This window comes from Nonomuraea sp. NPDC052116 (genome assembly GCF_040680035.1).
Lineage (GTDB): Bacteria > Actinomycetota > Actinomycetes > Streptosporangiales > Streptosporangiaceae > Nonomuraea > Nonomuraea angiospora_A.
The window spans coordinates 28,136-54,929 of the sequence record NZ_JBFAWA010000051.1 but is presented as its reverse complement, the minus strand read 5'-3'; the positions used below and the strand labels follow the sequence as shown (position 1 = coordinate 54,929).

Here is a 26,794-nt window from a genome sequence, read left to right as displayed (position 1 = left end):
CTTCTCGCGGAGGCGGGGCCTCGGGGTTGCCGAATTCTGTCAGGGGCGGGCTTTTAGCGCGTGCATAAGTGTTCCTGGCTACGGTAAAGAAAGAGAAGGCAACGTACCGGGAGAGCGCATGAGCGACTATTCGGGTCACAGGTTCGAGTCGGCCAAGCGCGGCGCCGGGGCGCTCCTGTCCGGTGCGCTGAGCGCGCTCGCCGTCGTGGTCGCCATGCTGGCCGTGATGTGGGTCGTCGAGGGCTTCGACTTCGTGCTGAACGGCAGGCTCGACCGCGAGTTCGGCATCATCGGATGGGAGCCCGACGGCCTGATCGGCATCCTGTTCGCCCCCTTCCTGCACGGCGGCTTCGGCCATCTCATGGCCAACTCGCTCCCGCTGCTGGTCCTCGGCTTTCTGGCCGGTCTGCGTGACCTGCGCAAGTTCCTGTGGGCCAGCGTGCTGATCATCCTCATCGGCGGCTTCGGCACCTGGCTGACCAGCCCCAACGTCTACACGGTCGGCGCCAGCGGCCTGATCTTCGGCTACTTCGGGTTCATCCTGGCCCGCGGCCTGTTCGACCGCAGGCTGCTCGACATCGCCATCGCCGTCGGCGTGGGCTTCGCGTACTGGGGGATCCTGGCGGGCCTGCTGCCCAACCAGCAGGGCATCTCCTGGCAGGGCCACCTGTTCGGGCTCATCGGCGGCGTGGTGGCCGGCTGGGTGCTGCGCCGCAAGGGCCGCGAGATCCCGGCGTACTGAGGGTCAGAGATGCGACCGCGTGTGCTCCGCCGGGGAGGTGGCCAGCAGGCGGTCGATGTAGGCGAGGCCGATGGCCGAGGCCACGAAGGCCAGGTGCATGATCGTCTGCCACATGATCTTGTCGTTGGGCGTCGACTGGGCCCTGATGAACGTCTGCAGCAGGTGCACCGACGAGATGCCGACGATGGCCGTGGCCAGCTTGACCTTCAGGACGTTCGCGTTGACGTGGGAGAGCCACTCGGGCTCGTCGGGATGGTCGTTGAGGTTGATGCGGGAGACGAAGGTCTCGTAGCCGCCGATGATCACCATGATCAGCAGGTTGGAGATCATCACCACGTCGATGAGCGCCAGGACCGTGAGCATGACCACGACCTCGGGCGACGGCGTCGCCGCGGTGACCGGCGCGGTGTGCAGGAACACCGTCTCGATCAGGTGCCAGAGCTCCAGCGCGAACTGCCAGACGTACACCGCCTGGGCCACGATGAGGCCCAGATAGAGCGGGACCTGGAGCCAGCGGCTGGCGAACATCAGATAGCCGAGGCTCTTCGGCCGTGAGATCCCCTGGCCGGATCTGACTTTTTCGGGCAACAATGTTTCCTACTAATCGAACCGGAGGGTTGGTCAGTTGGCGAGCCTGGGGTCCCTGGAACGCGCGATCATGGACGTGCTGTGGGATGCCCGGAAACCGATGCGCGTCAGGGAGCTGCTGGTCAGGCTCAACGAGGAGCGCGAACTGGCGTACACGACGGTGCAGACCGTGGCCGAGCGGCTGGTGAAGAAGGGGCTGCTCGAACGTACGCCCTACCGCAACGCGTTCCGCTACGCCGCGGTCAAGTCGAGGGACGAGCACGTCGCCGACCTCATGCTCGAAGCGCTCTCGGCCGGCGGCGACAGGTTGCCGGTGCTGGCCAGGTTCGCGCAGAGAGTCGAGGAGGCGGACGCGCTCGCCCTCATGGAAGAGCTGTCACGCCGTCAGAGGCGCTCGACCACGTAGTCGACGCAGACCGTCAGCGCCTCGATGTCGGCCGGGTCGATCGCCGGGAACATCGCGACGCGCAGCTGGTTGCGGCCCAGCTTGCGGTACGGCTCGGTGTCGACGATGCCGTTGGCGCGCAGCACCTTGGCCACGGCGGCGGCGTCGACGGAGTCGGCGAAGTCGATCGTGCCGACGACCTGGGAGCGGAACTCCGGAGCGGCGAACGGCGTGGCGTACGCCGACTTCTCCGCCCACGTGTAGAGGCGCTGGCTGGACTCGCCCGTGCGGGCGGTGGTCCAGGCCAGACCGCCGTTGGAGTTCATCCAGTCGAGCTGGTCGGCCAGCAGGAACAGCGTGGCCACGGCCGGCGTGTTGTAGGTCTGGTCCTTCGAGGAGTTGTCGATCGCGACCGGCAGGCTGAAGAACTCCGGCACGTAACGGCCGGTCGCGGCGATCTCCTCGACCCTGGCCAGCGCCCGCGGCGACATGATCGCGATCCACAGGCCGCCGTCGGAGGCGAAGCTCTTCTGCGGGGCGAAGTAGTAGACGTCGGTCTCGGCGATGTCGACGGGCAGGCCGCCGGCGCCGGAGGTGGCGTCCACGAGCACCAGCGAGTCGTCGGAGCCCACGCGCTTGATGGGCATGGCGACGCCGGTCGAGGTCTCGTTGTGGGTGAGCGCGTAGACGTCCACGCCCTCCTCGGCCACGGCCGTCGGGTAGGTGCCGACCTCGGACTCGATGACGCTCGGCTCGCCCAGCCACGGGGCCTTCTTGGCCACCGTCGCGAACTTCGAGGAGAACTCGCCGAACGACAGGTGCTGCGACCTGTCGCGGATCAGCCCGAAGGCGGCGATGTCCCAGAACGCCGTGGTGCCGCCGTTGCCCAGCACGACCTGGTAGCCCTCGGGCAGCGAGAACAGGTCGGCGAGCCCGGAGCGTACGCGGCCGACCAGGTTCTTGACCGGCTTCTGGCGGTGGGAGGTGCCCATGAGGCTCGCGCCGGAGGCGGCGAGCGCGGCCAGTTGCTCGGTGCGTACCTTCGAGGGCCCGCAGCCGAAGCGGCCGTCGGCGGGCTTGATGTCAGCGGGAATCACGATGTCAGCCACCTGACCAGGGTACTGATTCCGCGCGGTTGATTAGGGACCGGGGCTGGAATCTGAGAAGAACCCCACAGTCAAAAGATCCCCAATACCGCAGAATGGAGGAACTCAGGACCTGCCATGTTCGTGACACGAGAGCGGCGGTGGCGCCATGCCCTCAGAACAGGATGCGCGAGAGGTGGTGGAGGGTCTGCTGCGGCGGCCCTTCTGGCGGGACCTCCCGCTGCCCGTGTTGGTCGTCACCGGAGCGCGGGCCGGTGCGGCCGCGCAGCTGGCGGAGCGTTTCAAGGCGCGCCTGCCGTACGCGAGGCCGGAGAAGGGCGCGAACAAATCGCTGGTCGAGCTAGTGGACGCGCTGGCCGGCGCCAATGGCGCTCTGGGCGGCAACACGGTCGGCAACACCCTGCTGCCCGCCCCACGCTTCCCGCTGACGGAGTTCGTGTTGTGGGCCCGGGCCCAGCGCGACAAGAGGCCGGAGGAGTGGCCGAAGGCAAGGTGGCCGCCACCTCCTGACTCGCGCCCCGGGCAGGAGGAGCTCAAGCATCGGTTCAGGGCCAGGTTCGGGGTGCGTCCCAGCCTGCAGGCCGACAGCCGCAAGCGGTGGGCGGCGGGCGACTTCCTCGTGCGGGCCGCGGTCTTCTTCGTGCCGGTCGCCACCGTGGTCGCCTGGTGGCTGGACACCGGGATCACCGACCTGATCCCGCTGGCACCCGGCCTTCTCGCATTGCTGCTGGGCGTCGGCGCGATCGCGTTACAGGCGGTGCGCTTCATCCGCGGCACGGCCTTCTCCCGGTGGTTCCGCCGCCACCGGTACAAGGACCTGCGCCGCACGGCCGGCGAGAGCCGCCCCAAGTACGCGCTGCAGCTGATGAACGCGTCAGAGCCGGAGATCGAGAAGCTGCTGGTCTACGCGATGCTGGAGGACCTGCGCCAGGCGTACCGCAAGTGGCCGCGGATCCCGTGGCCGAGCTGGGGTCGCGGACTGTACGCCCTGCTGGTGCTCGACGCGGATGATCCGGTCCACGCGCGGCTCCTGCGGATCCTTGACGAGGTCCTGTACGAAACGGACATCGTGCCGCCGCTGCTGGTGATCGTCGAGGACCCGGGGCAGCCGGTGCCGCCGCCGGCCGACCGGGAGCCGCGGACCATCACCGAGGACGTCGAGGACTGGCGCTCGCGCGTGGCGCTGCGCGGGCCGGAGCCGCGGCTGCGTCTCGCAGGCGACAAGCTGGTGCTCACGGACACCTACGAACCGCGGCTGAGGGGGGTCAAAGCCCGTGCCGTCGGCTACTGGCTCGCGATGGTGGCGCTGCTGCTCGCCCCGCCGCTGTACGTCTACGGCAGCAACTGGTTCGGCTGCGGCCCCGGCATGATGTCGACCGAGCAGCAGTGCGTCGGCCTGAGCGACAACCTTGCCGAGATCGCCCCCGACCCGGCCCTCTTGCCCATCCTTGAGCGGATCAAGCAGCAGAACGAGGCCATCGACACGAGGCAGCGGGTCATCACGGTCTTCTATCTCGGCGTGCTCACCACGTCACATCCGGGCGACGACCAGACGGGCGGCTCGGCCGGCGAACTGTCCGGCATCGCGGCCCGCCAGGGAGCCTACAACCGGCTCGGCAGCTGGCAGATCAAGGTGGAGCTGGCCAACAGCGGGCAGTACTTCCGGCACTCCGAGTTCGCCGCCAGGATGATCAGACAGCGCGCGGCCGGCGACCCGGACGTGGCAGGGGTGATCGGGCTCGCGTGGAGCAGGACCGAGACGCAGGACGCCATCCGGGTGCTCAGCGACGCGCACATCCCGATTCTCAGCACCACGAACTCGGCCGACCTGACACCGCTGGTCTACCAAGGTCGTCCCTCGCCGTACTTCTTCCGCATGGCGGCTCCCAACTCCGCGCAGGCGCGGGCGTTCGAGCTGTGGCTCGACCACGGGCTCCCCGGAGGTGCGCCGGTCCCTCCACGGCGGGTCGCCATCCTGGTCGAGCGCGACGCGGAGGACCGCGAGCTCTACAGCAAGGACCTCGCGGACACGCTGGCCAAGGGCCCGTACGGATCCGCCGAGCAGTACCGGTTCGCCGACCAGGACGAGCTGGCCAGCAAGGTCGACCTGGCCTGCCAGGACGGTGCGGAGGTGCTGCTCTACACCGGCCGGGCCACCTTCCTGAACACCGTGGCCGACACCCGGGAGCACCAGTGTGGGGACAAGGTGCAGATCCTGGCGAGCGACGACGTCACCGAGAAGCTGGCCCAGCTCCTCGTCAAGAATGACTTCACCAACAAGCCGGCGATCTCGTTCGTCGCGCTCAACGACATGCGACAGGGGCAAGGCGGCAACCGTACCCAGACGGAGATCGAGAACTGGATCGCGAGCGTCAAGGCGGTGGGCGTGTCCCGCGTGCACGCGTGGATGGGCTATGACGCGCTGCTGGCCGTCACATCGGCGATCAACAAGATCAAGGCCTCTGACGTCGACGAGTCGGTCAACATCGCCGAGAGCGTCGCGTACAACCTGCGTGGGCTCGGCGTGGGCGGCCTCATCCAGGGCGCGAGCGGGAAGTTCTACTTCTCCGAGGACGCGGAGTCACACGCCGCGCTCCCTCGCGGGCTCTGGCTGTTCTCCATGGACGCCGCCGCGGGTTCCTCCGCGAACGGCCCGGTGCTGCGGGGGACCTGCACGGTCGACGAAAAGGCCCCGGGCACCGCCGAACTTGAGGTGAAGTGCTCGTTCGGCTGACGCGCCGGGGCCGATCCCGTCAGTTCTTGCCGGTGACCTCGGCGGCGCCGGGGACGTCGCTCAGGGGACGCGAGGCGGGGCCGACGTAGTTGGCGCTCGGGCGCACGAGGCGGCCCGTGAGCTTCTGCTCCAGGACGTGCGCGGCCCAGCCGGCCGTGCGCGCGCAGGTGAACATCGAGGTGAACATGTGGGAGGGCACCTCGGCGAAGTCCAGGACCACGGCCGCCCAGTACTCGACGTTGGTGGCCAGCACCCGGTCGGGCTTGCGGGCGTGCAACTCGTCCAGCGCGGCCTGCTCCAGCGCCGCGGCGACCTCGTAGCGGGGGGCGTCGAGCTCCTTGGCGGTACGGCGGAGCACGCGGGCGCGCGGGTCCTCGGCGCGGTAGACGCGGTGCCCGAAGCCCATGAGCCGGTTGCCCTTGTCGAGCTCGCTCTGGACGTACTTCTTGGCGTCGCCGAGCTGCTCGACGCCCTCGATCATGTGCAGGACGCGGGCCGGGGCGCCGCCGTGCAGCGGGCCCGACATGGCGCCGACGGCGCCGGAGAGCGCTGCCGCCACGTCGGCCCCGGTGGAGGCGATGACGCGGGCGGTGAACGTGGAGGCGTTCATGCCGTGCTCGGCGGCGGAGGTCCAGTAAGCGTCGATGGCCTTGACATGCTTGGGATCAGGCTCACCGCGCCAGCGGATCATGAAACGTTCGACGATGGTCTCGGCCTCGTCGACCCGGCTCTGCGGCACCATCGGCAGGCCGAGGCCGCGCGCGGACTGCGCGACGAAGGAGAGAGCCATGACGGAGGCGCGGGCGAGCTGGTCGCGGGCCTCCTCGTCGGTGATGTCGAGCAGGGGCTTGAAGCCGTAGGCCGGAGCCAGCATGGCCAGGGCGCTCTGCACGTCTACGCGGATGTCACCGGAGTGGACAGGGATGGGGTACGGCTCCGCCGGGGGCAGGCCCGGCTGGAACTTGTTGTCGACCAGCAGGCCCCAAACGGCCCCGAACGGGACGCGGCCGACCAGCTCCTCAATGTCGACGCCCCGGTATCGAAGGGCGCCCCCTTCTTTGTCCGGTTCCGCGATCTCGGTCTCGAAAGCTACGACGCCTTCGAGCCCGGGTTTGAAGTCGGACATACTCGGCCGCCTCCCTTTCCCTTGCCATGTTTGGGCAATGCTGTGCCAATAGTCGGGGCCGCTTCGGGGGGTCGTCGGCATCGTTGCCCTCGTTCTCGCCCCCCGAGCTCCTCCGCTCTGTTGATGTCGAGATACCGGCGGGTCAATTTAACCCCTTCCCAGGTCGTGCTCGGTCTCGGGACCCGCCGTAAGGCCAAACCCGCTGGTGAGGGGGGTTGCATGGGATCTACCACGCAAGCGCGCAAGAATACCGTCTCGTGGATGCCACCCCGCGCCCGCCCGTGCTGGCGGGGCTTCGCCGAACGTACGAGGGCCGGCCGCTGCTCGAATCCGACCTCGCGTCCGACCCCATGGAGCAATTCACCTTCTGGCTCCAGGACGCGCTCGAGTCCGGTCTGCCTGAACCCAACGCCATGGTCCTGGCCACCGCCTCGTCCGGCGGCCGCCCGAGCGCCAGGACCGTCCTGCTGAAGGGCTACGACGAACGCGGTTTCGTCTTCTACACCAACTACGAGTCGCGTAAGGGCCGCGACCTGGGCGAGAACCCCCGAGCGTCACTGCTGTTCCCCTGGCATCCGATCCGCCGCCAGGTACGCATCGAGGGCACTGTGACGCGGATCTCCCACGAGGAGTCGGCCGAGTACTACAACTCGCGCCCGTACGGCTCGCGCATCGGCGCCTGGGCGTCGCGGCAGTCGGCCGTCGTGCGGTCCAGGGAGGAGCTGGACGAGCGCTACACGGAGCTGGCCGAACGCTGGCCGGAGAATCCGCCGGTGCCCGACTTCTGGGGAGGTTTCCGGGTCTATCCGATAGAGATGGAGTTCTGGCAGGGACAACTCGACCGGATGCACGACAGGCTCCGTTATCGGCGGACACGACCCGGTTGGGTGCTGGAAAGACTGGCACCTTAGTGTTCTTGGAGTGGCGATCGCGGAGCTGGTCAAGCGTCATCTGGTAGACACCCGGCCACTCGGCGCGCCCGAGTACCGGCGGCTCTGGCTCGGCCAGGCCGTCTCACACGTCGGCGTCGGGGCGACCGTCGTGGCCGTCGGCCAGCAGGTCTGGGAGCTCACCCACTCCTCGTTCTACGTGGGGCTGCTGGGGATGGCCAACCTGATCCCGCTGGTCGTCTTCGGCCTGTGGGGAGGGGCGGTCGCCGACGCCGTGGACCGGCGCAAGCTGCTCATCGTCGGCTCGCTCATCGCGTGGACGGCGACGCTCCTCATCCTCCTGCAGGCGCTGCTCGGCCTGAGGAACGTCTACCTGATCTTCGGCGCGGTCGCCCTGAACGCCACCGGCTTCGCGATCACCAGCCCGACCAGGGGCGCGATCATCCCCAGGATCCTGGAGAAGGAGCTGGTGCCCGCCGCGAACGCGCTCAACTCGCTGGTCTTCAGCATCGGTGCGGTCGCGGGCCCGATGATCGGCGCGGTCGTGCTGGCCTCCGCCGGGTTCGCGGCGACGTACGCGATGGACGCCGTGCTCTTCACCGCGAGCCTCTACGCGGCCCTCAGACTGCCCTCACTGCCCCCATTGGGCGAAGTGCGACGTCCGGGTGCCCGGGCGGTGCTGGAAGGGCTCAGCTTCATCGTCAGGAGCCCGGTGCTGCTGATGTCGTTCGTCGTGGACATCATCGCGATGGTGTTCGCCCTGCCGCGCGCGCTCTTCCCCGAGCTGACCGCCGACAGGTTCGGCGGCTCGATGACCGCGCTCGGCTGGATGACCTCCGCCATGGCCATCGGCTCGGTGGCCGGGGCGCTGTTCTCCGGCTGGGTGGGAAGGGTCTCGCGGCAGGGGGTCGCGCTCGTCGTCGTGATCGCCGTCTGGGGCCTGGCCGTGGCCGCCGCGGGGCTGGCGAGCGAGCTCTGGCTGGTGGTGGCGTTCATGGCCGTGGGCGGGGTGGCGGACGTGATCTCGTCGGTGTGGCGGCAGTCCATCCTGCAGCTGTACGCGCCCGACGAGATGCGGGGGCGGCTGCAGGGGGCGTTCATGGTGGTCGTGGCGGGCGGGCCGCGCCTGGGCGAACTGCGGGCCGGCGCGACGGCGACCGCGCTGGGGGTCAGTGGGGCCTGGGTGGGCGGCGGCATCGCCTGCGCCGTCACGGTGCTGATCGTCGGCCTGTCCGTGCCCGCATTCCGCAATTACCGGGCTCGTTAAACGTCAGAGGTCAGACGACCTGGGCGGCCACCTTCAGGTCGGCCAGGAAGCCCGCGTACGCCTGGTCCCTGTCGGGCGCGCGCAGCACGGCGGACGGGTGCACCGTGGCCACGGCGAGCGCGTCGCCGAGCGGCACCGGCTCGCCCCGGTGGTGCGTCACGCGGAACTCCCGCCCGAGCAGCGCCCTGGCCGCCGTCGCCCCGAGCACCACGATCACCTCCGGCCGCACGAGGGCCAGCTCCGCGTCGAGCCACGGATGGCAGGCGTCGATCTCGCCGGCCGTCGGCCTCTGGTGGATCCGCCGCTTTCCGCGAAGGGTGAAGGAGAAATGCTTGACGGCGTTCGTGACGTAAACGTCCTCGCGCTCGATTCCGGCCTCTTCCAGTCCCTTGTCCAGAATGCGCCCGGCCGGGCCCACGAACGGGTGCCCCTGCCGGTCCTCCTGATCTCCGGGCTCCTCGCCCACGAGCATGAACCGGGCCCGCTGCGGACCCTCGCCGAAAACGGTCTGGGTGGCGTCCAGGTAGAGCCCGCAGCCCTGGCAGCAGGCGGCCGCGCGCCGCAGCGAGTCGAGATCGAGCTGGTCGGGAAGGAACTCGGCCGCTCCTTTGTTTCCGTCCTTAACCATCGTCGGTCGTTCTCCCAATAGGGTTCGTGTGACTTCTGTGCCCGCTGCGGACGGGCCCAGTCCCCGCCACGACCGGCGTAATATTTGATTGGGAGGACTGCCTTGACCGCACACGGCCTGATCGACACAACCGAGATGTACCTCCGCACGATTTACGAGCTCGAGGAGGAGGGCATCGTCCCCCTTCGCGCCCGCATCGCGGAGCGGCTGCAGCAGAGCGGCCCCACCGTGAGCCAGACCGTCGCCCGCATGGAGCGTGACGGCCTCGTCCGCGTCGAGGGCGACCGCCACCTGTCCATGACCGATCTGGGCCGCACGCTGGCCACGCGGGTCATGCGCAAGCACCGGCTGGCCGAGTGCCTGCTCACCCAGGTGATCGGCCTTCCCTGGGAAGAGGTGCACATCGAGGCGTGCCGCTGGGAGCACGTCATGTCGGAGTCGGTCGAGGCCCGCCTGGTGACCCTGCTCGACAACCCCACCGTCTGCCCGCACGGAAACCCCATCCCCGGGCTCTCGGAGCTGGGCGCCAAGGAGCCCCCCGAGGGTGGCGCCGGGGTGCTGACATCGATGTCAGACCTGGCGGGGCCGAGGGACACGCCGGTCGTCGTGCGTCGAATTAGCGAACAAGTGCAAAGCGATCCTGCTGTGATGCTTAAACTCAAGCAAGTTGGGATACAACCCGGACGCGAGGTGACGCTCGCGGCGAGCGACGACGGTGTGCGGGTGACAGGTGACGGTGACGCGAACGACACTCCCGCGGAGCTTCCGCGCGATGTCGCCGCGCACGTTTTTGTCTCCAAGCGCTGACGCGCGCGCAGCGGCTTGGTTGAATCCCTCTTGGGAGGCCCTCCACTCTCCCCTGGCCAAGACTGTTGCAGGAGCGCCCGTGGTCCACTTTGCGTGCATGCCACCCCAAGGAGTGGTCTCCGGATGAATCGATGGGGGGATCTGTCACAGGAAACGGCTGATCACCTGGGTGCCGGATCTGTGCTCGATCACGCTGAGATGGCGGTGATCGTCACCGACCGTTTCAGCAATCTCCTCTATTGGAACCCCTTCGCCGAGAAGCTCTTCGGCCGTCAGGGCAAGTCGCCTTCACGTGACGCGTCCGTCCTGTCCCTCGGGATCATGGAGAAGGACCACCCGCTGGCGGTCGAGCTGGCCAAGCATGTGCTCAAGGGCGGCGTGTGGGAGGGCACGTTCGACGTCAGGCGCGGCGACGGGACCATCATCTACGTACGCGCCCAGGCCGTGCCGCTGCGCCACGCCTCGGGCTCGGTGACGGGCATCGTCATCATGGCCCGCGAGGCGCTGCGCAGCAACGAGCGCGAGAAGGACCGCTTCGGCCTGCTGGAGCGCATCGGCGAGCGGCTGGCCGGCTCGCTCTACGTCGAGGAGACGCTCAAGCGGGTCGCCGAGATGCTGGTGCCCCAGTTCGCCGACCACTGCTTCATCGAGCTGATGGAGGGCGACCGGCTCGTGCGCCGGGTCTCCCAGCACGTCCAGGGATGGACCCCGCCGTCGGGCACCTGGAAGCCGCTGGGCGCGGAGATCCGCTACCCCTCCGGCCACTACGCCGACACGGCGCTGCGCCGCCAGGAGACGATCCTGGTCGAGAGCTTCGCCACCAGCAGCTACCCGGCCACCAGCGAGGGCAGCGCCCGCCTGTGCGGTGAGATCGGCATGACCTCCGCCATCGTCGCCCCCCTGCTGGTGCGCGGCGAGACGCTCGGGCTGATGTATCTGGGCCTGTCCAACCTCACCGACCGGCGCAGCCCCCACTACGACGCCTTCGACCGCGACTTCGTCGGCGCCATCGCCACCCGGGTCGCGCTCGCCATCGACAACGCGCTGCTGTTCGAGGAGGAGCGCCACACGGCGGAGTCGTTCCAGAAATACCTGCTGCCCCGGGCGTTGCCGCAGCTCGACGGCCTGCAGATCGCGGTGCGCTACTACCCGGCGGCCCCGCTCGCCTCCCACGGCCAGGGCATCCAGACCCAGGTCGGCGGCGACTGGTACGACGTGATCCCGCTGTCGGCGGGCCGGGTCGGCATCGTGATCGGCGACGTCGAGGGCCGGGGCGCCAAGGCGGCGGCCATCATGGGCCAGCTCAGGGCCGCGCTGCGGGCCTTCGCGCAGGACGACAAGTCGCCGGCCGACATCCTGGCCAGGCTCGACGAGTGGACCCGCATCATCGCCACGCCCGAGCACGACGACAACGGCGCCGAGGTCAGCATCCCGCCCATCGTGACCTGCCAGTATCTGGTCTACGACGCCTGGTCGCGCCAGCTGTCCTTCGCCAACGCGGGCCACGCGCCGCCGCTGCTGCTGGTCGACGGCCAGTGCGTGGAGCTCGACATCGAGGAGGTCGGCCAGCCGCTCGGCGTCCACGCCAAGGGCCTGCACGCCGACCTGGTCTACAAGGAGGAGACGCGCACGCTGCCGCCGGGCGCGGCGCTGCTGCTCTACACCGACGGCCTGGTCGACCGCCGCCCGGGCCGCGACGGCCAGGTGCCGAGCGAGCAGGAGACGCTCGGCGTGCTCTGCGAGAAGCTCGCCAAGATGTCCGGCGCCGAGGTCGAGCGCATCGCCGACACCGCCACGGTGGCCGTGCCCGGCGAGATCGACGACGACATGGCGATCCTGGTCGTCCGCTCCAGCGACGTCGACCTCGACGTCGAGGAGCGCACGTTCCCCGCCCAGCCGATCATGGTGGGCGAGGCGCGCCGCATGGCGTCGGAGGCGTTCTCGAGCTGGAACGTGCCCGAGGAACGGGCCGAGCTGGCCTGCCTGCTCGTCTCCGAGGTCGTGACCAACGTCGTGCTGCACGCCGCCACCGCCACCGTGCCGCGCAGGGAGCTGGTCGTGGAGGGGCCGCCGCTGCCGTTCGACGAGTCCTGGGACGTGCCGGGCTTCGAGGACGAAGTGGTCGGCGACAAGGAGTTCACGCTGAGGCTGCGCAGGGGTGAGGAGTCGGTCTGGGTCGAGGTCTTCGACCAGGACCTGCGTCTGCCGCGCATCCGCAGCGCGGGGGAGAACGACGAGGGCGGGCGCGGCCTCTACCTCGTCGACCAGCTGGCCAGGCGTTGGGGATCGCGTCCTACCAGGGAAGGCAAAGCCGTCTGGTTCGAGATTCCCACTCGCGGGAGATGAGTGATTAGCTGGCCGTATGGAGCTGGCCTTCGAACGACGGGGCACCGGCGCGCCGCTGATCCTCATCCACGGGATCGGCCATCACTGGCAGGCGTGGTTGCCGGTGCTGGACCGCCTGGCGGCCGCGCGTACGGTGATCGCGCTCGACCTGCCCGGCTTCGGCAGATCCCCGGGCCTGCCCGAGGGCGTCACCTACACCGCGGAGTCGCTGGCCGACGCGGTCGAGTCGTTCTGCGCGGTGCTCGGCGTGCGCGAGCCGCACGTGGCGGGCAACTCGCTCGGCGGCTACATCGCGCTGGAGCTGGCCTCGCGCGGCGTCGTACGCACGGCCACCGCGCTGTCGCCGGCCGGCTTCTGGTCCCGGCCCGAGCTGCTCTACTGCCAGTCCGTGCTGCGCGCCCTGCGCGCCGCGGCCCGGTCGATCCCCGCGAGGCATACCGTCAAGGCGGCCGAGAACCCGCTGCTGCGGGCCGTCTCGACCGGGATTCTGGTCGCCCACCCCGCCAGGCTCTCCGCCACCGCGCACGTCGCGGCCACGCAGGCGCTGGCCTGGGCGAGCGGCTTCGACGAGACGCTGGAGTCGTTCGCCGGCCTGATGCCGCCCGCCCCGCCGAAGTCGCCCATCACGATCGCGTGGGGCGAGCACGACCGGCTCCTGCTGCGCCGCCAGGCCGTGCGCGCGGCCCGCTGGTCGGGGCAGCGGGTCAAGCTGTTGAAAGGGTGCGGTCATGTGCCCATGAGCGACGACCCCGACCTCGTCGCCCGCGTCATTCTGGAATCCAGCGCCATTTCGTAAGTTTCTCTGCCCCCGTCAAAGGGACGGGATAGGTTTCCCGGTATCGATCGCTCATCCGGCGCTCATCGGGAACATCGCGGATACGATCTGCAACTCCGACGCCAACGCCGTCTTCTACGTCGGCCGCGCGTTACGCGGTCTCAGCGTCTCTGATTAGCTAAGCGATCCTTGGTCCGGTTGTGGTTTCCGGATGGGGGATGGGTTCCCACCGTGGTGGGGTGGCGTGGGCGTGCAGGTGGAAGCCCGCGCCCAGTGCCGCCCCTCTGGGCCGATGTGGTTGTCGGGTGGTGGGGGTGCTTGAGCTGATCGTGTGCACGGTGGTCGTGCGCACGCCCTGGTACCGGCGGGCTGCGCGGGGCAGCACGTGCTGGTCCGTGTGAGCGTGTCCCTCCGGACGCTGACCCGCCCGGCCTGCTGAAGACTGGGGGGTGGAGGGTGCCCCGCGTCGCCTGGGCGCGGGGCGTGAGGATCGAGGCCGGGTGGGTCCGGTTTTGGATCGGTCCTTGCGGCGGGTCTGGGTGGTGGCCGGGGTGAGCACGGCTTGGGCTTCGAGGGTGCCAGTCACGCTGCGGATGGCCAGGTGGCCGGTGTCGCGGTCGGTGACGGTGGTGCTCTGGTAGGTCAGGCCGCGGGCGGCGATGCGTTGCCAGGCACCCTGGTCGCGGTCGCCCTGCCAGCCGCAGTCGGGGTTAGGGCACAGCGCCCACTTCCACCCCGCAGTGGCCGGCCGGTCGGGGGCCTTAAAGTGCCGTAGCGGCACCAGACATTGCGGGCAGTGTTTGGAGGTGTTCTTGGCCGGAACCGTGACCACGGCGATTCCCTGCTCGGCGGCCAGATGCCGCATATGGTCGACGATCTGCCCGCGCACGGCCTGTGACAGGCGCGTGTTGAGGGTGCGGCCCATGCCTTTGGCCTCCATCGACCGCAGATCCTCTACATAGATCACGCTCGCCCCCGCGGCGATGGCTTGATCCACCGCCCACCGGGCCGCCGAGCAGGCCAGCGCATCGTTGAGATTGGAGCGGCGGTCGGCCACCAGGCGGCGCTCGGCGGCCAGCACGGCATGCTTACCCACCAGCCGATGATCGGCACAGCCGGCGATGAGCCGCTCGTAGGCGTCGGTCTTGGCGTGCAATTGTTCGCCCTGGCGGCGCAGCCGGTGCTGGCGGGCCATCACCCCGGCGGCCCGGAACTGGGCACCAGCCCCCAGCGCGGTGATACGGCCGTCGCCGTGACGGCGCACCGCGCCCGCCGACAGCAGGGTGTTCAGCCCCCAGTCGACCCCCAGCGCCACGCCGTGCCCGGTGCGGGACACGGTCGGCACGGCGTGAGTGAACGCCACATCGGCGTGCACCCTGCTGCTTCCCGGTCCGCCACTGGGGCCGCCGTGGTGGCGGAGGGTGGGCAGGTGCAGCACCGCATCGGCGGGCACGGTGGGCGGCAGGGTGATCGGGCAGGCCACCCACCGCCAGTCGGCATACGAGCGTGGATCCGGGCGGGTGGGCACCTGCAGCCGCAGCACCGCGCGGCCGGGGTCGTCCTGGCGGCGTTCGAGGGTGGCCTGCTGCCGGTCGACCGCGGCCAGGATCAGCATCCGCGCCGCCCGTGGTGCGCCCTCCAACTCGAACACATCCGCGGGCAGATCGCCGTGCTCGCGGTCGAACACGGCGATCTGCCGGGTCCGCGCCTTGATCACGCTGCCGGGCAGGACGGGCCCGCCGGGAATCGCCTCACGCACCGCCTCCCACTCCGCCCCCGTACGCCTGGCCGGTTCGGCGGGCCAGGTGGCCAGCACGGCGTCGGTCAGCTCGGCCCGCCACTGCGCGGAGCGCAGCAGCCGCCCGGCCTGCTCCTGGGCCATGCGCACGATCCGGTCGTTGACCCGCACGCCCTGCGGCGCGCCGACGCTCCAGCCCAGCCTGCGCAGCGCCATCCACGCCTGCGACGGCGGCCGACGCCCCGCTGCGTCCACCCCGCAGGCCAGCCGTGCCACGTCGCTACGGTTCCAGTGCTCGGCCAGCAGAGCCTGCGTCATGCCGGACACCAGCTCCGCACACCAGCCGATCCGCAGCGCCAGCACGCCCGCAGGCACAAGTTCGCCACTGCGTTCGTCCACGCCGCCGCGCAGCAGGACGCGAGCACAGGCCGTCTGCGTGCTCTGGCCTGCGGCCAGCGGCGGCTTTCGCTTCGTCAGCCGCCACCGCCCTTGCTGAATGCCTGCCCCGCGGGCTCGCCGAGCGCGGCCGGCACACCGGCCTGAGCCAATCGGCACCCTCGCACGAGCTGCACTCCCACCCACCGACCTTCACTCTAAGTGACTGTTAGACTACCATCCGTTGATCCCGGGGTCGAACATGTGAGCGATGCGAACTTGTGATCGCTAAGGATTTCTAAGAAGATGAGGGAGCCTGTCGCGCCCCTGCGTGCAGCGCGACATCAGCGTCTTCGCCGGGGACGACGCCAGCGAGCAGGCCCACCTCGTCAAGAGCCCTATCTGGGAGGACAACGGCGGCAGGATCCGGCTGTGCTACACCGCTCTGGCCCATTCCGCGAACGTCACCGACCACGGCAGCCGCGTCCTGTCCGCGATCAAGGCGAGGTTCGGGAACGGTGACGAGAAAGGGTACGTGCGGCTGTTCCCCACGGAATCGCTCGACGACGGCCACGCGATCATGAACCACGACGCCGTGTACGTCGCGATCAAGGCCATCGACAGGTACGCGAAGGACGATCTGGCGAAGCTCGGGCCGCAGGAGGTGGCGGCCATGCTGCGCAGCGGCACCATCGACGTTCAGGGTGCCAGCGGCGACATCACGATCGACCGCGACGGCAATCCGCTCAGGCGGGAGATCCCCGTCCTGCGGCTCACCCCCTACGGCGCCACCGTCTTCGCCGCGTGGTCGTCCCCCGAGCCGGCGGGGGACACGCGTCAGTGATCGAGGTTGGCCGACATGCGGCGGAGCACGTCGACGGTGGCCGCGTACTCCTGCGAGCTCACGCCTTCGACCACCTGTTGCCGGAATCGGTCGACCTTCTCGGAGATCTCGCCGTGCGCGGCCCTCCCGGCCTCGGTGAGCTCGCCGTCCGCCAGCCAACCCCTGGCGGTGAGCCGCTCCACGGCCTCGTCCACGCCGGTGAACGGCATGGTGTACGTGCTTTCGTGGGCCGCCCGGTTGAGCACCTGCCACTCCCGGCGGGTGGTGGGCTGGAGCGCCTGCTCCATGGCGTCTTCCAACAGATTGTCGAGATGCTTCAGCCAGTGGCCGATAGGTTTGTCCATAGATGTAGGATAGCAACAATATGTATGAAGACAAGCATATTTCCGCGGTCGAGCGGGCGATGGTCGCGATCAGGCGGCGGCAGAGCCGGCGGGTGCTGGCGCGGCAGCAGGGCGCCATGGGGCCGGAGTACGAGGTGCTCGACGTGATCGAGGGCGCCGGCGGGTCCGTCACCGTGTCCACGGTCGCGCAGGCGCTCAGCGTCGATCAGCCGAGGGCCAGCCGGCTGGTGGCGGCGGCCGTGGCGGCGGGCCTCGTCAGGCGGGAGGCCGATCAGGCCGACGGGCGCAAGGCGTGGCTGGTGCTGACCGAGGCCGGGCAGGCGGCGCTGGAGCAGGCCCACCGGGCCAGGCAGGCGGCGTTCGCGGCGGCCATGGAGGGGTGGCCGGAGGAGGACCGGGCGGAGTTCGCCCGGTTGCTCACCCGCTTCGTCGAGGGAATGCCCGGTTAGATCTTGGTCTGGCCCCAGAGGAGGAGCATGACGATGATGAACACGATCATCACGCCGCCGTAGCCCACCGGACCCAGGCGGATCGACCGGCGCACGCGGTTGAGGCCCCAGGCGAACAGCAACGCCAGGAAAGCCAGGAGGATCAGGCCGCCGTCCATGGTGTCCAGTATGCGGTGCGGACCGCCTTCCCGTGCGGTCCTGTGCAGTCTGTGTGGTCAGAATCCGAAGGACCGGCCGATGATCTCCTTCATGATCTCGGTGGTGCCGCCGTAGATCGTCTGCACCCGGCTGTCGATCCACGCCTTGGCGACCGGGTACTCCATCATGTAGCCGTACCCGCCGTGGAGCTGGAGGCAGCGGTCGATGACCTTGTTCTGCAGCTCGGTGGTCCACCACTTGGCCTTGGCCGCGTCCACCGCGTCGAGCTGCCCGGCGTTGAGCGCCAGGATGCACTTGTCCACGTAGTGGCGGGCGATCTCGGTCTCGGTGGCCAGCTCCGCCAGCACGAACCGGGTGTTCTGGAACGAGCCGATGCTCCGCCCGAAGGCCTGCCGGGTCTTGCAGTACTCGATGGTCTCCTCCAGCACGGCCTCCGCCGCGGCCACCGCCGCCACGGCGATCGACAGGCGCTCCTGCGGGAGGTTGTTCATGAGCTGGAAGAAGCCCTCGCCGTCGCGCGGGCCCAGGCGGTTGGCGACGGGCACGCGTACGTTCTCGAAGAACAGCTCGGCCGTGTCCTGGGCCTTCATCCCGATCTTCTCGAGATTGCGCCCCCGCTCGAACCCCTCCATGCCGCGCTCGACCACGATCAGCGTGGTCCCCCTGGCGCCCGCGTCGGGATCGGTCTTGGCCACCACGACGACCAGATCCGCGTTGATCCCGTTCGTGATGAACGTCTTCTGCCCGTTGACCAGGTAGTGGTCACCCTCGCGGAGGGCCGTGGTCCTGATCCCCTGCAGGTCGCTGCCGGCCCCGGGCTCGCTCATCGCGATCGCGCTGATCAGCTCGCCGCTCGCGAAGCCGGGCAGCCACCGCTGCTTCTGCTCGTCGTTCGTCAGATCCACGAGGTACGGCGCCATGACGTCGTTGTGCAACGAGAACCCGAGCCCGGAGGCGCCGTTCCTCATGATCTCCTCGACGATCACGGCGTTGTACCGGAAGTCCGTGACCCCGGCCCCGCCGTACTCCTCGGGCACCGAGAACCCGAACATCCCGAGCTCCCCGGCCTTCTTCCAGACCTCGCGCGGGACGATGCCGTCCTTCTCCCACTGGGCGTGGTGCGGCACGACCTCCCGGGCCATGAACTCGCGCACGGTCTCGCGGAAGAGCAGGTGCTCCTCGTCGAAGAGGTCTCGCCGCATTATGGTCCTCCCGAACAGGGTTCTGTTACTGGCAGGTATACCCCCTTTCCCGGTGCGGCGGATACCTGTGGACACGGCTTCATCACAAGTGCTGGACGTTGCCGCGATCGGCATGTGTTGGGGGTGTTTTCGACTCTAAGATCTACCCTCGGTCTATTTGTGACTGATCGGAGTCTCCCGTGAGTCGGTGGCGCAAAGCGTTGATCGCCGGATCGGTCGGATCGGTGGCGGCTTTAGGAATCGTGGTGTTGCCGGGCACGCCGGCCGCCGCCGCGCCGGCCGACCTTGTCGTCGAGTACGAGTGTGTGGCGTCCGGTGCCAACAGCATCGTCAGGAACGGTCCCGTCCGCCTGAAGACCAACCTCACCTTCGCCACGGACCTGGTCGTCGGAGACCCGCTCAACTTCACCTGGAAGCTCCACTACGCCAACGACAGCCGGCTGCAGTCGCCCGGCTACTTCCCCGAGGGCGGCCAGGTGCACGGCACCGGCAACGTGCAGCTCACCAGCAGCTGGCAGGGCATCCTGCAGCCCAAGGGCAGCGCCGACCCCGAGGGTCCGCTCCGCCCCGACGGTCACCTGTCGCTCCCCGAGACCATGAACGACCCCGGCCTGACCGACAAGCCGGGCACCATCACGGTCACGCCCAAAGACATCGAGCTGGACTTCACCCCGCCGGACGGCAGCGTGGTGGTCAACGACGGCGACGACGCCGACAACCCCTCCGACATGGGGATCGTCTACAGCAGCGGCTGGATCTCCCTGGACGACCGTCCCGGCTCCGAGAACCACGTGCACAACGACCTGCACCAGACCGAGCAGATCGGCGCCTCCGCCGAGCTGACCTTCATCGGGACCGGCGTGGAGTACATCGGGCCGACCGACAAGGACGCGGGTCCGGTCGACATCTACATCGACGGCACCAAGCGGGCCAGGGTCGACCCCTCCCGCTCCGACGACGACGTGCCGGTCAACGACGACATGGACGGCGGGCAGACGCTGTGGACGTCCGCGCCGCTGACGTACGGCGAGCACAAGATCAAGATCGAGAACGCCTCGAACAAGCCGGCCTGGCTGGACGCCTTCCGCGTGACCACCAACACGTCCAAGACCCCCACCGGCTACCACGGCGCGAAGTGCAATCTGGTCAGCTCGCCGGTGTCGGTCGTGGTGACCGTACGGGACAAGTCGGGCCCCACCGGCACGCAGTCGCCGTCCGTCAGCCCGTCCGTCAGCAACAGCCCCACTAACACCTCGACGACGAGCCCGACCTCGTCACCCAGCGGAACCCACACCAACCCGAACAACCGGACCACCGACATCGGCCTCGGGCGGGTGATCGTGGTCCCCAGTGCCACCGGTACCAGCTCGGCCACGGCCACGCCCAAGGCCACCGGGCCGACCGCGACCAAGTACTACCGGGCGCAGGTCGCCAACACCCCCAAGGGCGGCGTGGACAGCGGTGAGGCGCCGGATCGCGAGGACAGACCGTACGGGCTGATGGCCGCGCTGGTGATCGGCGGCGCGGGCGGCGGATTGCTGCTGCGCCGGCGCAGGGCCGCGCACGCGGGAGGAGCGCTCTGATGACCGAGCAGACACCGATGCAGCGGGCGTTGCCCGGATTGCTGATCGCCGGCTCGCTGGGTGGCGTCGGCCTGGTCATGGTGAGCATGCTCTCGCTGTGGCCCACCACCCCCGACGACGCCTCGGGCTCGCTGGCGGCGGCGCAGGACACGCCGACGCAGGTGGAGGTGGCGAACGCGGGCGCGTTCGTGCTCCCGCCCACCGTGGGCCCCGGCGGCAAGGGCGTCCCTCTGACCCCGGCCCGCCTGGACGCGCCGCCCCCGCTCCCGGCGGTTCCGGTCGTGTCCCCGATCCCCTCGACCAAGGCCAAGTCCACCCGGTCCAGGCCGACCCGCATCAAGATCCCCAAGATCAAGGTGAACGCGCCCATCGGGGCCGTCACCGTGGACAGCAAGGGCAAGCTCGGCACCCCGCCCCTGACCAAGCCCAACCAGACGGGCTGGTACAAGGGCTCCCCGGTGCCCGGCGAGCTCGGCCCCTCGGTCATCAACGGCCACGTGAGCACCCGCAAGGGCCCGGCCGTCTTCGACCGCCTCCGGGAGTTGGCCAAGGGCGACCAGATCTACGTGTACCGGTCGGACGGCAAGGTCACGCGGTTCACGGTGAGCGGGATCGAGCAGGCGAGCAAGGCGTCCTTCCCGACGTCGAGGGTGTACGGGAACACCACCAACGCTCAGTTGCGGCTCGTCACGTGCGGTGGGGTCTTCAACAAGACGGCGCACAGTTACACGGACAACATCGTCGTATACGCGACGTTGTCCAAGAAGAAGGGCTAGGGTTTTGGCGGTTTACGGGAACTTGACAGGGACAGTTCGTAGGATCTCAACCTAACCGTGACCAACGGCTGGAATTCTGGCACGACTGTTGAAACTTGCGTTGAACGGAGATGGACCCGTGCTTATGTCCCAGGCGTGGCGCCGCCTCGCCCATAAGACGTCGGCCCTGGGGCTCGTGAGCACGCTGGTCCTCTTTGTCGGTTCGGTGTTAGCCCTGTCGTCCCCAGCCCAGGCCGCCGCCGTCGACCCGCTGAAAGTTACATACAAGTGCACCGGCGGCTACCTGGCCGCCGAGTCAGTGCAGCTGACGGTCACCGCGCCCACCTCGGTCGAGCCCTCCAAAGCGGCGTCGATCAAGTGGACCTTCCCCCCGATCACGGCGACGAGGGCGATCAGCGCCCAGGCGTCCGTCACGACCAGCGGTGGCGACCTCACGGTGACGGGAGGCACGCCGACGCCGCTGAAGGGCAGCGGCAGCGGCACGGTGACCACCGCGGTCTCGGTCAACCAGCCATACACGCCGCCGGAGATGACAGGCTCGGTCACCGCGACTGCCACCACTGGCGGCAATCTGGTCCTGGCTCCGGTGACGACCGCTAGCACGACTGTGCTGACCATCACCGTGGCAGGCGAGGCAACCACCTGCACTTATGTGTCGGCGACGCCCACCAGCATCTCGGTCCCTGTCCAGACCGGTGGTGGCGGTGGCGGGACCGATGACGTTGTCGAGTATGACTGCGACCTCGCCAGCGGCGGCGGCGACGCCGACTACCCGGCCGACGTCGACATCAAGGTCACCATGACGCCGCCCACCAGCGCCACCGCCAACGCCGACGCCTCGATCACCTGGACCGGCACCGTCCAGTCCACCGGCCAAACGCTGAAGGCCCCCACCGGCTTCCCCACCACCAGCCCCAAGATGTTCGTCACCGTCAAGGCGAGCGGTGCCGGAACCCCCGCCACCGCCACCGGGGAAGCGACGCTCGGCACCGTCACCATCGGCCAGGCCATCACGCTCCCCACCAGCGTCACCGTCAAGGTCAAGCCCACCACCACGGGCACCGTGACGCTGACCGCCGGCGACCTGGCCTTCGGCACCTCGGCGTCCTCGCCCTCGATCAAGTGCCTGGCCCCCACGACCGGCCTCAAGACGTACACCTTCACGGTGGGCTCCTCCACCGGCACCCCGACCACCTCCTCCACCCCGACGAACACCACCTCCAGCCCCAAGCCCACCAAGACCAGCACCGCGACGGTGACGATCACCCCCTCCAGCTCCACCAAGAAGTCGAAGACCCCCAAGGCCGGGGCCGACACCGGTGGTGGTGGTGAGGCGGGGCCCGACGGGCGGATGTTCATCCTGACCGGCACCGCGCTGGTGGGCGCCGCGGCCGTCGGCGGGCTCGTCATGCGGCGCCGTAACGCCACCAGGGGCTGACGGGCATGTCGGGGCACTATCCGTACGGCGGCGGCGATGGCGGGCACGTGCCGCCGCCCGCGGACAAGGGGAGTGCGGCGCTCAGGACCGTGCTCATCGGGGCGGCCATCGCCGGTGTCGTCACCGTCGTGGCCGGGTTGCTGATCGTGCTCAACTCCCCCCAGGAGTACGGGCTCGCGAGCAGTAACCGCGAGACCCTGAAGCTGCAGGCGCAGCCGGACGGGAAGGCCACCGGGCAGCCCGAGCAGGCGCTCTTCCAGGCGGCCCCCGACGTGCCGCCGCCGCTGCCGCAGATCAACCCCGCGCCCCCGATGATGCCGTCCACGCCCAAGCGGATCGTGATCAAGAGGCTCGGGATCAACGCGCCGATCACGTCCGTCGGGCTGAAGAAGGACGGCACGATCGAGGTGCCCCCGTCCGAGAACCCCAACCTGGCCGGGTGGTACCGGAGCATGTCCACCCCGGGTGAGGCGGGGCCGGCCGTGATCCTCGGGCACAAGGACACCAGGACGCGCCCCGCCGTGTTCAGCAGGCTGCCCGAGCTCAAGAACGGCGACACCATCGAGATCCAGCGCCAGGACAGGACGACCGCGGTGTTCACCGTCGGCGGCATCGAGCAGGCGAGCAAGAAGACGTTCCCGACCCAGCGCGTCTACGGGCCCCAGGAGAACGCTCAGCTGCACCTGATCACCTGCGGTGGGACCTACGATCGCACGATCGGCCACTACGACGACAACGTCATCGTCTACGCGACGATGACGAGCTCTTATCGAAGCTGACAAGCGCGGAGGCGGGCTATGGGCTGGATGGCCAAGCGGAGACTGCGTACCGGCCCGACGGCGGCCCTGCCCGCCAAGCCGGATCCGGCCGAGCTGCTGCGCATCGTGCGGCTCGCGGACCCCGACGCGAAGAAGGACGGCGACGACATCGTGGCCACCGACGTGCGGGTGTACGCGCCCGTGGAGGCCGAGCCCGAGCTGACCGGTGGCGAGCTGGAGAAGGTGTGGGCGGTCAGGGTGGCCGCCGAGGGGCCGCTGCCGCTGAACTTCTTCGACCGCTATCTCGCCGAAGGCCTGGCCTTCCGGCTCAAGGGGCTCGCGGTGTGCCGGGGCGAGGTGACCGACCCCGCCGACGAGGAGGAGAGCGGGCCCGCCGTCATCCTTCCGGCGCGGCCGACCGCCGAGGAGCTGGCGCCGCTGCTGGAGCCGGACGAGGAGGACGAGTTCGCGTTCACGGCCGGTGACATCCGGGCCGTACTCGTCCCGCAGAAGGGGCAGCCGCCCGCCGTCCAGGAGCTCCTGCCCTTCGCCGTCGAGCTGACCGCGATCGAGTTGCGCGGCGACGAGCCCGCCAAACTCGGCGCGCTCGCTCTGGAGCTGGCCGAGGCGCTGAACGGGCTGGTCGTGGACCGCTGGCGGTTCCGGGTCGACGCGGCGGAGGACCTGGTCCCGCCCACGCGTGAGTAGAACGTCGTTCTGTTGTAGTCTGCCCCTAGTAACCGAATAATGCTCGGTTTCCAGGAGGCACTGTGGCAGAGGCGTACATCGTCGGGGCCGTTCGCACCCCGGTCGGCAAGAAGAAGGGCGGCCTTTCCACCGTCCACCCCACTGACCTGGCCGCGCACACGCTGAAGGCGCTGATCGACCGCACGGGCGTCGACCCCGCGGCGGTCGAGGACGTCATCATGGGGTGCGTCATGCAGTTCGGCCCCCAGAGCATGGACATCGCGCGAAACGCCTGGCTGTCGGCGGGCCTGCCGGAGACCACCGCCGGCGTCACGATCGACCGGCAGTGCGGCTCCTCGCAGCAGTCGATCCACTTCGCCGCCCAGGGAGTGCTGTCCGGCACCCAGGACCTGGTCGTGGCCGCCGGCGTGGAGTCGATGAGCATCGTGCCGATGGGCTCGTCGATCACGGCCGCGCTGGAGAAGGGCATGCCCTTCCCGTTCGGCGAGAAGTGGGTCGAACGGTACGGCAAGCAGGAGATCTCGCAGTTCCGCGGCGCGGAGCTGATGTGCGAGAAGTGGGGCTACACGCGGGAGACGCTGGAGCGGTTCGCGCTGGAGTCCCACCAGCGCGCCGCCAAGGCCATCGCCAACGGCTACTTCAAGGACCAGATCGCCCCGGTCAACGGCGTCGAGGACGACGAGGGGCCGCGGCCCGACTCGACGCTGGAGAAGATGGCCACGCTCAAGACCCTGAAGGAGGGCGGCCAGATCACCGCCGCCACCTCCTCGCAGATCTCCGACGGCTCCGGCGCGCTGCTGATCGCCTCCGAGCGGGCGGTCAGGGACCATGGCCTGACGCCGCGGGCCCGCATCCACCAGCTCGCCCTCATGGGCGACGACCCGGTCTACATGCTGACCGCGCCGATCCCCGCCACGCGGCGGGCGCTGGAGAAGGCCGGCATGTCGATCGACGACATCGACGTGGTGGAGATCAACGAGGCGTTCGCGCCGGTGCCGCTGGCCTGGACGCACGAGCTCGGCGCCGACCCGGCCAAGGTCAACCCGAACGGCGGCGCCATCGCGCTCGGCCACCCGCTCGGCGGCACGGGCGCGATCCTGATGACCAAGCTCCTGCACGAGCTCGAGCGCACGGGCGGCCGGTACGGGCTGCAGACGATGTGCGAGGGCGGCGGCCAGGCCAACGTCACCATCATCGAGCGCCTCTGAAGGCATGAAGGGTGCGAGCGCCGCCTCCTGGCGTACGGTGGAGGCGGCGCTCGCCTAACTACCATCCTGGTAGTTGTCTCAGCGGCCCTTCGGCGGGATGCGCCGGGGCGGCATGATCGGCCGTTGCGGCATCTTGGGCATCGGCCGCGTCACGGGCAATCCGGGAAGGTTCTTTTTCCTGGATGAACGGACTCGCATAAGGAAGCTCCTTTACACAGACTCACGACGCGGCTCATCGGGGCCGGTCTGCAAGCTCAGCTGCCGCGTCTGGACGGATGACGGGCGGTCTCGCTGCCGAGCAGCGGAGAATCACAGGTAAAGGCGCATGTCCATGACAGTAGGGGTCGGCCGCGAGCCCGTGCAACCGAATTAACGCCGCGCCCGGAGCCGGGCCGCCGCCACCGCCGCGCCCGACAGCGCCGCCACCAGCAGCGTGATCGACAGGGGCGCGGCGAAGTAGGTGAGCTGGGCCCACGTCACCGCCCGCCCGTTCATCAGGAACGAGATCAGGTCCGGATACGCCGCCAGCACGGCCACGGGGAGCAGCACGGGCAGCAGCCGCCACCAGACCCGCCTGCCCGCGCGCCGGGCGGCCCAGCGCCGGGCGCGCAGCACGCCCAGGACGCCGAGGCCGGCCGCGGCCATCGCGAGCACGCCCAGCACCAGCTCGTACAGCTGCCGGTCGCCTCCGGGCACCTCAGGGGCGCGGCCCTCGCTCAGGGCGGTCAGCCCCTCCATGACGGTGTAGGTGTCGTCGGTCAGCGCCGCCCCGTTCGCCATGACGGCGAAGCCGTAGCCGGTCTTGGGGGAGACGGCCTCGACGGCGTTGTAGGTGAACAGGTTCCCCGAGTGCACGAGCTGCCCGGTCTCCCGCTCGACGCCCCAGCCCATGCCGTAGTCGCGGATCTTGCTCGGCGTGTGCATGACGTCCAGGCTCTCCCGCTTGACCAGCGGCCGCCCGTCGCCCGACTGCGCGATCAGCCACTTGCCCATGTCGGCGGCCGTGGTGATGACCCCGCCCGAGCCGCTGTCGTTGAGGAAGCCGGACAGCTCGGCACGAGGGAGCCAGGCGCCGAAGATCGAGTTGTAGCCGTCGGCCGGCCGGACGACCTGGTCGCTGACGGCGCTGGACTTCATGCCCAGCGGGCCGAACACCCGCTCCCGCAGGTAGTCGCCGAACCGCTGCCCGGAGGCCACCTCCACCAGCCGGGCGGCCAGGTCGTAGTTGACGTTGCAGTACTCCCAGCGGGTGCCGGGGTCGGCGCGGAGCTCGGAGCCGGACAGCCGGGAGGTGTAGTCGGCCGGCGAGGTGGCGCCTTCCACGGCGGCGATGTCGACCGTCGTGTCCGACAGGCCGGAGGTCTGGTTGAGCAACTGCCGTACGGTGATCGCCGCCGCGCGCGGGTCCGCCATCCTGAACCCCGGCAGCTGCCCGGCCACCGGCTCGTCCAGCTTGATCCTGCCGCGCTCCACGATCGTCATCACGGCCATCGCGGTGAACGACTTGCTGACCGAGGCCACGCGCATCGGGGTGTTCGCGGTGACGGGACGCCCCTCGGAGTCGTGGCCGTAGCCGGCCGCGTGCACGACCTCGCCGTTGTGCGTCACGACCACGGACATGCCGGGCAGTCCGGTGGACTCCATGGCCTGGCGCAGGTAGGCGTCGATGGTCTGGGAGGTCGGCTGCGGGGAGGGAGCGAGGGTCAGCGCCGTCGAGAGGCCGATCAGGAGGGACTTCACTGCTATCACGAAGAGAAACCTAGGAAGTCGCCCCCGCCCTCCGGATCGGCCGACCGTCCAGTACCACCCCTGACGAAA

General features: G+C 69.4%; 25 protein-coding genes. 16 read left to right on the top strand and 9 right to left on the bottom strand.

The window, feature by feature from the left end:
- Positions 1 to 118: 118 nt before the first annotated feature.
- Positions 119 to 742 (top strand): rhomboid family intramembrane serine protease, encoded by a 624-nt coding sequence (locus AB0L65_RS56550; protein WP_350733349.1) that lies wholly within the window; start codon positions 119 to 121, stop codon positions 740 to 742.
- Between the two features lie 3 nt (positions 743 to 745).
- Here the strand turns inward: AB0L65_RS56550 and AB0L65_RS56545 are convergent, their stop codons facing one another.
- Entirely contained in the window at positions 746 to 1,330 is a 585-nt protein-coding gene (locus AB0L65_RS56545) for a TIGR00645 family protein (RefSeq protein WP_350733351.1), read from the bottom strand.
- 37 nt (positions 1,331 to 1,367) lie between these two features.
- On the opposite strand from AB0L65_RS56545, the gene AB0L65_RS56540 reads away from it, so the two are divergent.
- Positions 1,368 to 1,736 carry a BlaI/MecI/CopY family transcriptional regulator gene (locus AB0L65_RS56540; RefSeq protein WP_364264891.1) on the top strand — a complete coding sequence of 123 codons (369 nt, stop codon included), beginning with the start codon at positions 1,368 to 1,370 and terminating at the stop codon, positions 1,734 to 1,736.
- Here AB0L65_RS56540 and serC read toward each other — a convergent pair.
- Positions 1,715 to 2,824, bottom strand: coding sequence for a phosphoserine transaminase (gene serC, locus AB0L65_RS56535; protein ID WP_364264889.1), 1,110 nt, complete (start codon positions 2,822 to 2,824; stop codon positions 1,715 to 1,717). The genes AB0L65_RS56540 and serC overlap by 22 nt on opposite strands.
- A 145-nt stretch (positions 2,825 to 2,969) precedes the next feature.
- Between serC and AB0L65_RS56530 the strand changes: the two genes are divergently transcribed.
- Positions 2,970 to 5,555 (top strand): ABC transporter substrate-binding protein, encoded by a 2,586-nt coding sequence (locus tag AB0L65_RS56530; RefSeq protein ID WP_364264887.1) that lies wholly within the window; start codon positions 2,970 to 2,972, stop codon positions 5,553 to 5,555.
- A gap of 19 nt (positions 5,556 to 5,574) precedes the next feature.
- On the opposite strand, the gene AB0L65_RS56525 is transcribed toward AB0L65_RS56530, so the two are convergent.
- Positions 5,575 to 6,681 carry a citrate synthase 2 gene (locus AB0L65_RS56525; RefSeq protein WP_350733356.1) on the bottom strand — a complete coding sequence of 369 codons (1,107 nt, stop codon included), beginning with the start codon at positions 6,679 to 6,681 and terminating at the stop codon, positions 5,575 to 5,577.
- A gap of 257 nt (positions 6,682 to 6,938) precedes the next feature.
- On the opposite strand from AB0L65_RS56525, the gene pdxH reads away from it, so the two are divergent.
- Positions 6,939 to 7,592 carry a pyridoxamine 5'-phosphate oxidase gene (pdxH, locus tag AB0L65_RS56520; protein ID WP_364264885.1) on the top strand — a complete coding sequence of 218 codons (654 nt, stop codon included), beginning with the start codon at positions 6,939 to 6,941 and terminating at the stop codon, positions 7,590 to 7,592.
- 10 nt (positions 7,593 to 7,602) lie between these two features.
- On the top strand, positions 7,603 to 8,838 hold the full coding sequence (locus AB0L65_RS56515; RefSeq protein WP_364264883.1) for an MFS transporter: 1,236 nt from the start codon (positions 7,603 to 7,605) through the stop codon (positions 8,836 to 8,838).
- A 10-nt stretch (positions 8,839 to 8,848) separates the two neighbouring features.
- Here AB0L65_RS56515 and AB0L65_RS56510 read toward each other — a convergent pair whose 3' ends face one another.
- The gene (locus AB0L65_RS56510; protein ID WP_364264881.1) at positions 8,849 to 9,466 is read right to left on the bottom strand and encodes a UdgX family uracil-DNA binding protein; all 618 of its coding nucleotides are present in this window, start codon (positions 9,464 to 9,466) and stop codon (positions 8,849 to 8,851) included.
- A 102-nt stretch (positions 9,467 to 9,568) separates the two neighbouring features.
- Between AB0L65_RS56510 and AB0L65_RS56505 the strand changes: the two genes are divergently transcribed.
- The 3 genes from AB0L65_RS56505 (at position 9,569) to AB0L65_RS56495 (ending at position 13,415) form a co-directional block, all read left to right on the top strand.
- The gene (locus tag AB0L65_RS56505; protein WP_364264879.1) at positions 9,569 to 10,273 is read left to right on the top strand and encodes a metal-dependent transcriptional regulator; all 705 of its coding nucleotides are present in this window, start codon (positions 9,569 to 9,571) and stop codon (positions 10,271 to 10,273) included.
- Positions 10,274 to 10,396: 123 nt separating this feature from the next.
- Positions 10,397 to 12,619: a SpoIIE family protein phosphatase gene (locus AB0L65_RS56500; protein WP_364264877.1), complete on the top strand. Its 2,223-nt coding sequence runs from the start codon at positions 10,397 to 10,399 to the stop codon at positions 12,617 to 12,619.
- Between the two features lie 16 nt (positions 12,620 to 12,635).
- Positions 12,636 to 13,415: an alpha/beta fold hydrolase gene (locus AB0L65_RS56495; RefSeq protein ID WP_364264875.1), complete on the top strand. Its 780-nt coding sequence runs from the start codon at positions 12,636 to 12,638 to the stop codon at positions 13,413 to 13,415.
- Positions 13,416 to 13,572: 157 nt separating this feature from the next.
- Here the strand turns inward: AB0L65_RS56495 and AB0L65_RS56490 are convergent, their stop codons facing one another.
- A complete protein-coding gene (locus AB0L65_RS56490) occupies positions 13,573 to 15,531 on the bottom strand; it encodes a zinc ribbon domain-containing protein (RefSeq protein ID WP_364264873.1) in 1,959 nt (652 codons plus the stop codon).
- A 307-nt stretch (positions 15,532 to 15,838) separates the two neighbouring features.
- Between AB0L65_RS56490 and AB0L65_RS56485 the strand changes: the two genes are divergently transcribed.
- A complete protein-coding gene (locus AB0L65_RS56485; protein WP_364264871.1) occupies positions 15,839 to 16,351 on the top strand; it encodes a hypothetical protein in 513 nt (170 codons plus the stop codon).
- Here the strand turns inward: AB0L65_RS56485 and AB0L65_RS56480 are convergent.
- Positions 16,345 to 16,695, bottom strand: coding sequence for a MarR family transcriptional regulator (locus AB0L65_RS56480; protein ID WP_364264869.1), 351 nt, complete (start codon positions 16,693 to 16,695; stop codon positions 16,345 to 16,347). The two genes, AB0L65_RS56485 and AB0L65_RS56480, sit on opposite strands and share 7 nt — an antisense overlap.
- 20 nt (positions 16,696 to 16,715) lie before the next feature.
- On the opposite strand from AB0L65_RS56480, the gene AB0L65_RS56475 reads away from it, so the two are divergent.
- On the top strand, positions 16,716 to 17,144 hold the full coding sequence (locus AB0L65_RS56475) for a MarR family winged helix-turn-helix transcriptional regulator (RefSeq protein ID WP_364264867.1): 429 nt from the start codon (positions 16,716 to 16,718) through the stop codon (positions 17,142 to 17,144).
- Here the strand turns inward: AB0L65_RS56475 and AB0L65_RS56470 are convergent.
- Both AB0L65_RS56470 and AB0L65_RS56465 read right to left on the bottom strand, forming a co-directional pair.
- Positions 17,141 to 17,302: a hypothetical protein gene (locus AB0L65_RS56470; RefSeq protein WP_364264865.1), complete on the bottom strand. Its 162-nt coding sequence runs from the start codon at positions 17,300 to 17,302 to the stop codon at positions 17,141 to 17,143. The genes AB0L65_RS56475 and AB0L65_RS56470 overlap by 4 nt on opposite strands.
- A gap of 57 nt (positions 17,303 to 17,359) precedes the next feature.
- Positions 17,360 to 18,505 carry an acyl-CoA dehydrogenase family protein gene (locus AB0L65_RS56465; protein WP_364264863.1) on the bottom strand — a complete coding sequence of 382 codons (1,146 nt, stop codon included), beginning with the start codon at positions 18,503 to 18,505 and terminating at the stop codon, positions 17,360 to 17,362.
- Positions 18,506 to 18,729: 224 nt separating this feature from the next.
- Here AB0L65_RS56465 and AB0L65_RS56460 point away from each other — a divergent pair, with 224 nt between their 5' ends.
- The 6 genes from AB0L65_RS56460 to AB0L65_RS56435 all read left to right on the top strand — a co-directional run bounded on the left by AB0L65_RS56460 (position 18,730) and on the right by AB0L65_RS56435 (position 24,976).
- Complete coding sequence (locus tag AB0L65_RS56460; protein ID WP_364264861.1) at positions 18,730 to 20,088, top strand: hypothetical protein; 1,359 nt, start codon at positions 18,730 to 18,732, stop codon at positions 20,086 to 20,088.
- Positions 20,088 to 20,864 carry a class F sortase gene (locus AB0L65_RS56455; RefSeq protein WP_364264859.1) on the top strand — a complete coding sequence of 259 codons (777 nt, stop codon included), beginning with the start codon at positions 20,088 to 20,090 and terminating at the stop codon, positions 20,862 to 20,864. Before AB0L65_RS56460 ends, AB0L65_RS56455 begins: the two co-directional genes overlap by 1 nt.
- 175 nt (positions 20,865 to 21,039) lie before the next feature.
- Entirely contained in the window at positions 21,040 to 22,302 is a 1,263-nt protein-coding gene (locus AB0L65_RS56450) for a hypothetical protein (RefSeq protein ID WP_364264857.1), read from the top strand.
- Positions 22,303 to 22,307: 5 nt separating this feature from the next.
- A complete protein-coding gene (locus tag AB0L65_RS56445; RefSeq protein WP_364264855.1) occupies positions 22,308 to 23,081 on the top strand; it encodes a class F sortase in 774 nt (257 codons plus the stop codon).
- A gap of 27 nt (positions 23,082 to 23,108) precedes the next feature.
- On the top strand, positions 23,109 to 23,768 hold the full coding sequence (locus AB0L65_RS56440) for a hypothetical protein (protein WP_350733382.1): 660 nt from the start codon (positions 23,109 to 23,111) through the stop codon (positions 23,766 to 23,768).
- Positions 23,769 to 23,830: 62 nt separating this feature from the next.
- Entirely contained in the window at positions 23,831 to 24,976 is a 1,146-nt protein-coding gene (locus tag AB0L65_RS56435) for an acetyl-CoA C-acetyltransferase (protein ID WP_364264853.1), read from the top strand.
- A gap of 369 nt (positions 24,977 to 25,345) precedes the next feature.
- Here the strand turns inward: AB0L65_RS56435 and AB0L65_RS56430 are convergent, their stop codons facing one another.
- Positions 25,346 to 26,725, bottom strand: a complete 1,380-nt coding sequence (locus tag AB0L65_RS56430; protein WP_364264851.1) for a serine hydrolase domain-containing protein — start codon at positions 26,723 to 26,725, stop codon at positions 25,346 to 25,348.
- Positions 26,726 to 26,794 lie beyond the last annotated feature (69 nt).

Excerpts from the sequence above, each read along its gene's own strand:
- AB0L65_RS56550 (WP_350733349.1), top strand. The coding sequence starts at position 119 with ATGAGCGACTATTCGGGTCACAGGTTCGAGTCGGCCAAGCGCGGCGCC.
- AB0L65_RS56530 (WP_364264887.1), top strand. The coding sequence starts at position 2,970 with ATGCCCTCAGAACAGGATGCGCGAGAGGTGGTGGAGGGTCTGCTGCGG.
- AB0L65_RS56525 (WP_350733356.1), bottom strand. The coding sequence starts at position 6,681 with ATGTCCGACTTCAAACCCGGGCTCGAAGGCGTCGTAGCTTTCGAGACC.
- AB0L65_RS56510 (WP_364264881.1), bottom strand. The coding sequence starts at position 9,466 with ATGGTTAAGGACGGAAACAAAGGAGCGGCCGAGTTCCTTCCCGACCAG.
- AB0L65_RS56500 (WP_364264877.1), top strand. The coding sequence starts at position 10,397 with ATGAATCGATGGGGGGATCTGTCACAGGAAACGGCTGATCACCTGGGT.
- AB0L65_RS56495 (WP_364264875.1), top strand. The coding sequence starts at position 12,636 with ATGGAGCTGGCCTTCGAACGACGGGGCACCGGCGCGCCGCTGATCCTC.
- AB0L65_RS56480 (WP_364264869.1), bottom strand. The coding sequence starts at position 16,695 with ATGGACAAACCTATCGGCCACTGGCTGAAGCATCTCGACAATCTGTTG.
- AB0L65_RS56475 (WP_364264867.1), top strand. The coding sequence starts at position 16,716 with ATGTATGAAGACAAGCATATTTCCGCGGTCGAGCGGGCGATGGTCGCG.
- AB0L65_RS56470 (WP_364264865.1), bottom strand. The coding sequence starts at position 17,302 with ATGGACGGCGGCCTGATCCTCCTGGCTTTCCTGGCGTTGCTGTTCGCC.
- AB0L65_RS56465 (WP_364264863.1), bottom strand. The coding sequence starts at position 18,505 with ATGCGGCGAGACCTCTTCGACGAGGAGCACCTGCTCTTCCGCGAGACC.
- AB0L65_RS56455 (WP_364264859.1), top strand. The coding sequence starts at position 20,088 with ATGACCGAGCAGACACCGATGCAGCGGGCGTTGCCCGGATTGCTGATC.
- AB0L65_RS56445 (WP_364264855.1), top strand. The coding sequence starts at position 22,308 with ATGTCGGGGCACTATCCGTACGGCGGCGGCGATGGCGGGCACGTGCCG.
- AB0L65_RS56440 (WP_350733382.1), top strand. The coding sequence starts at position 23,109 with ATGGCCAAGCGGAGACTGCGTACCGGCCCGACGGCGGCCCTGCCCGCC.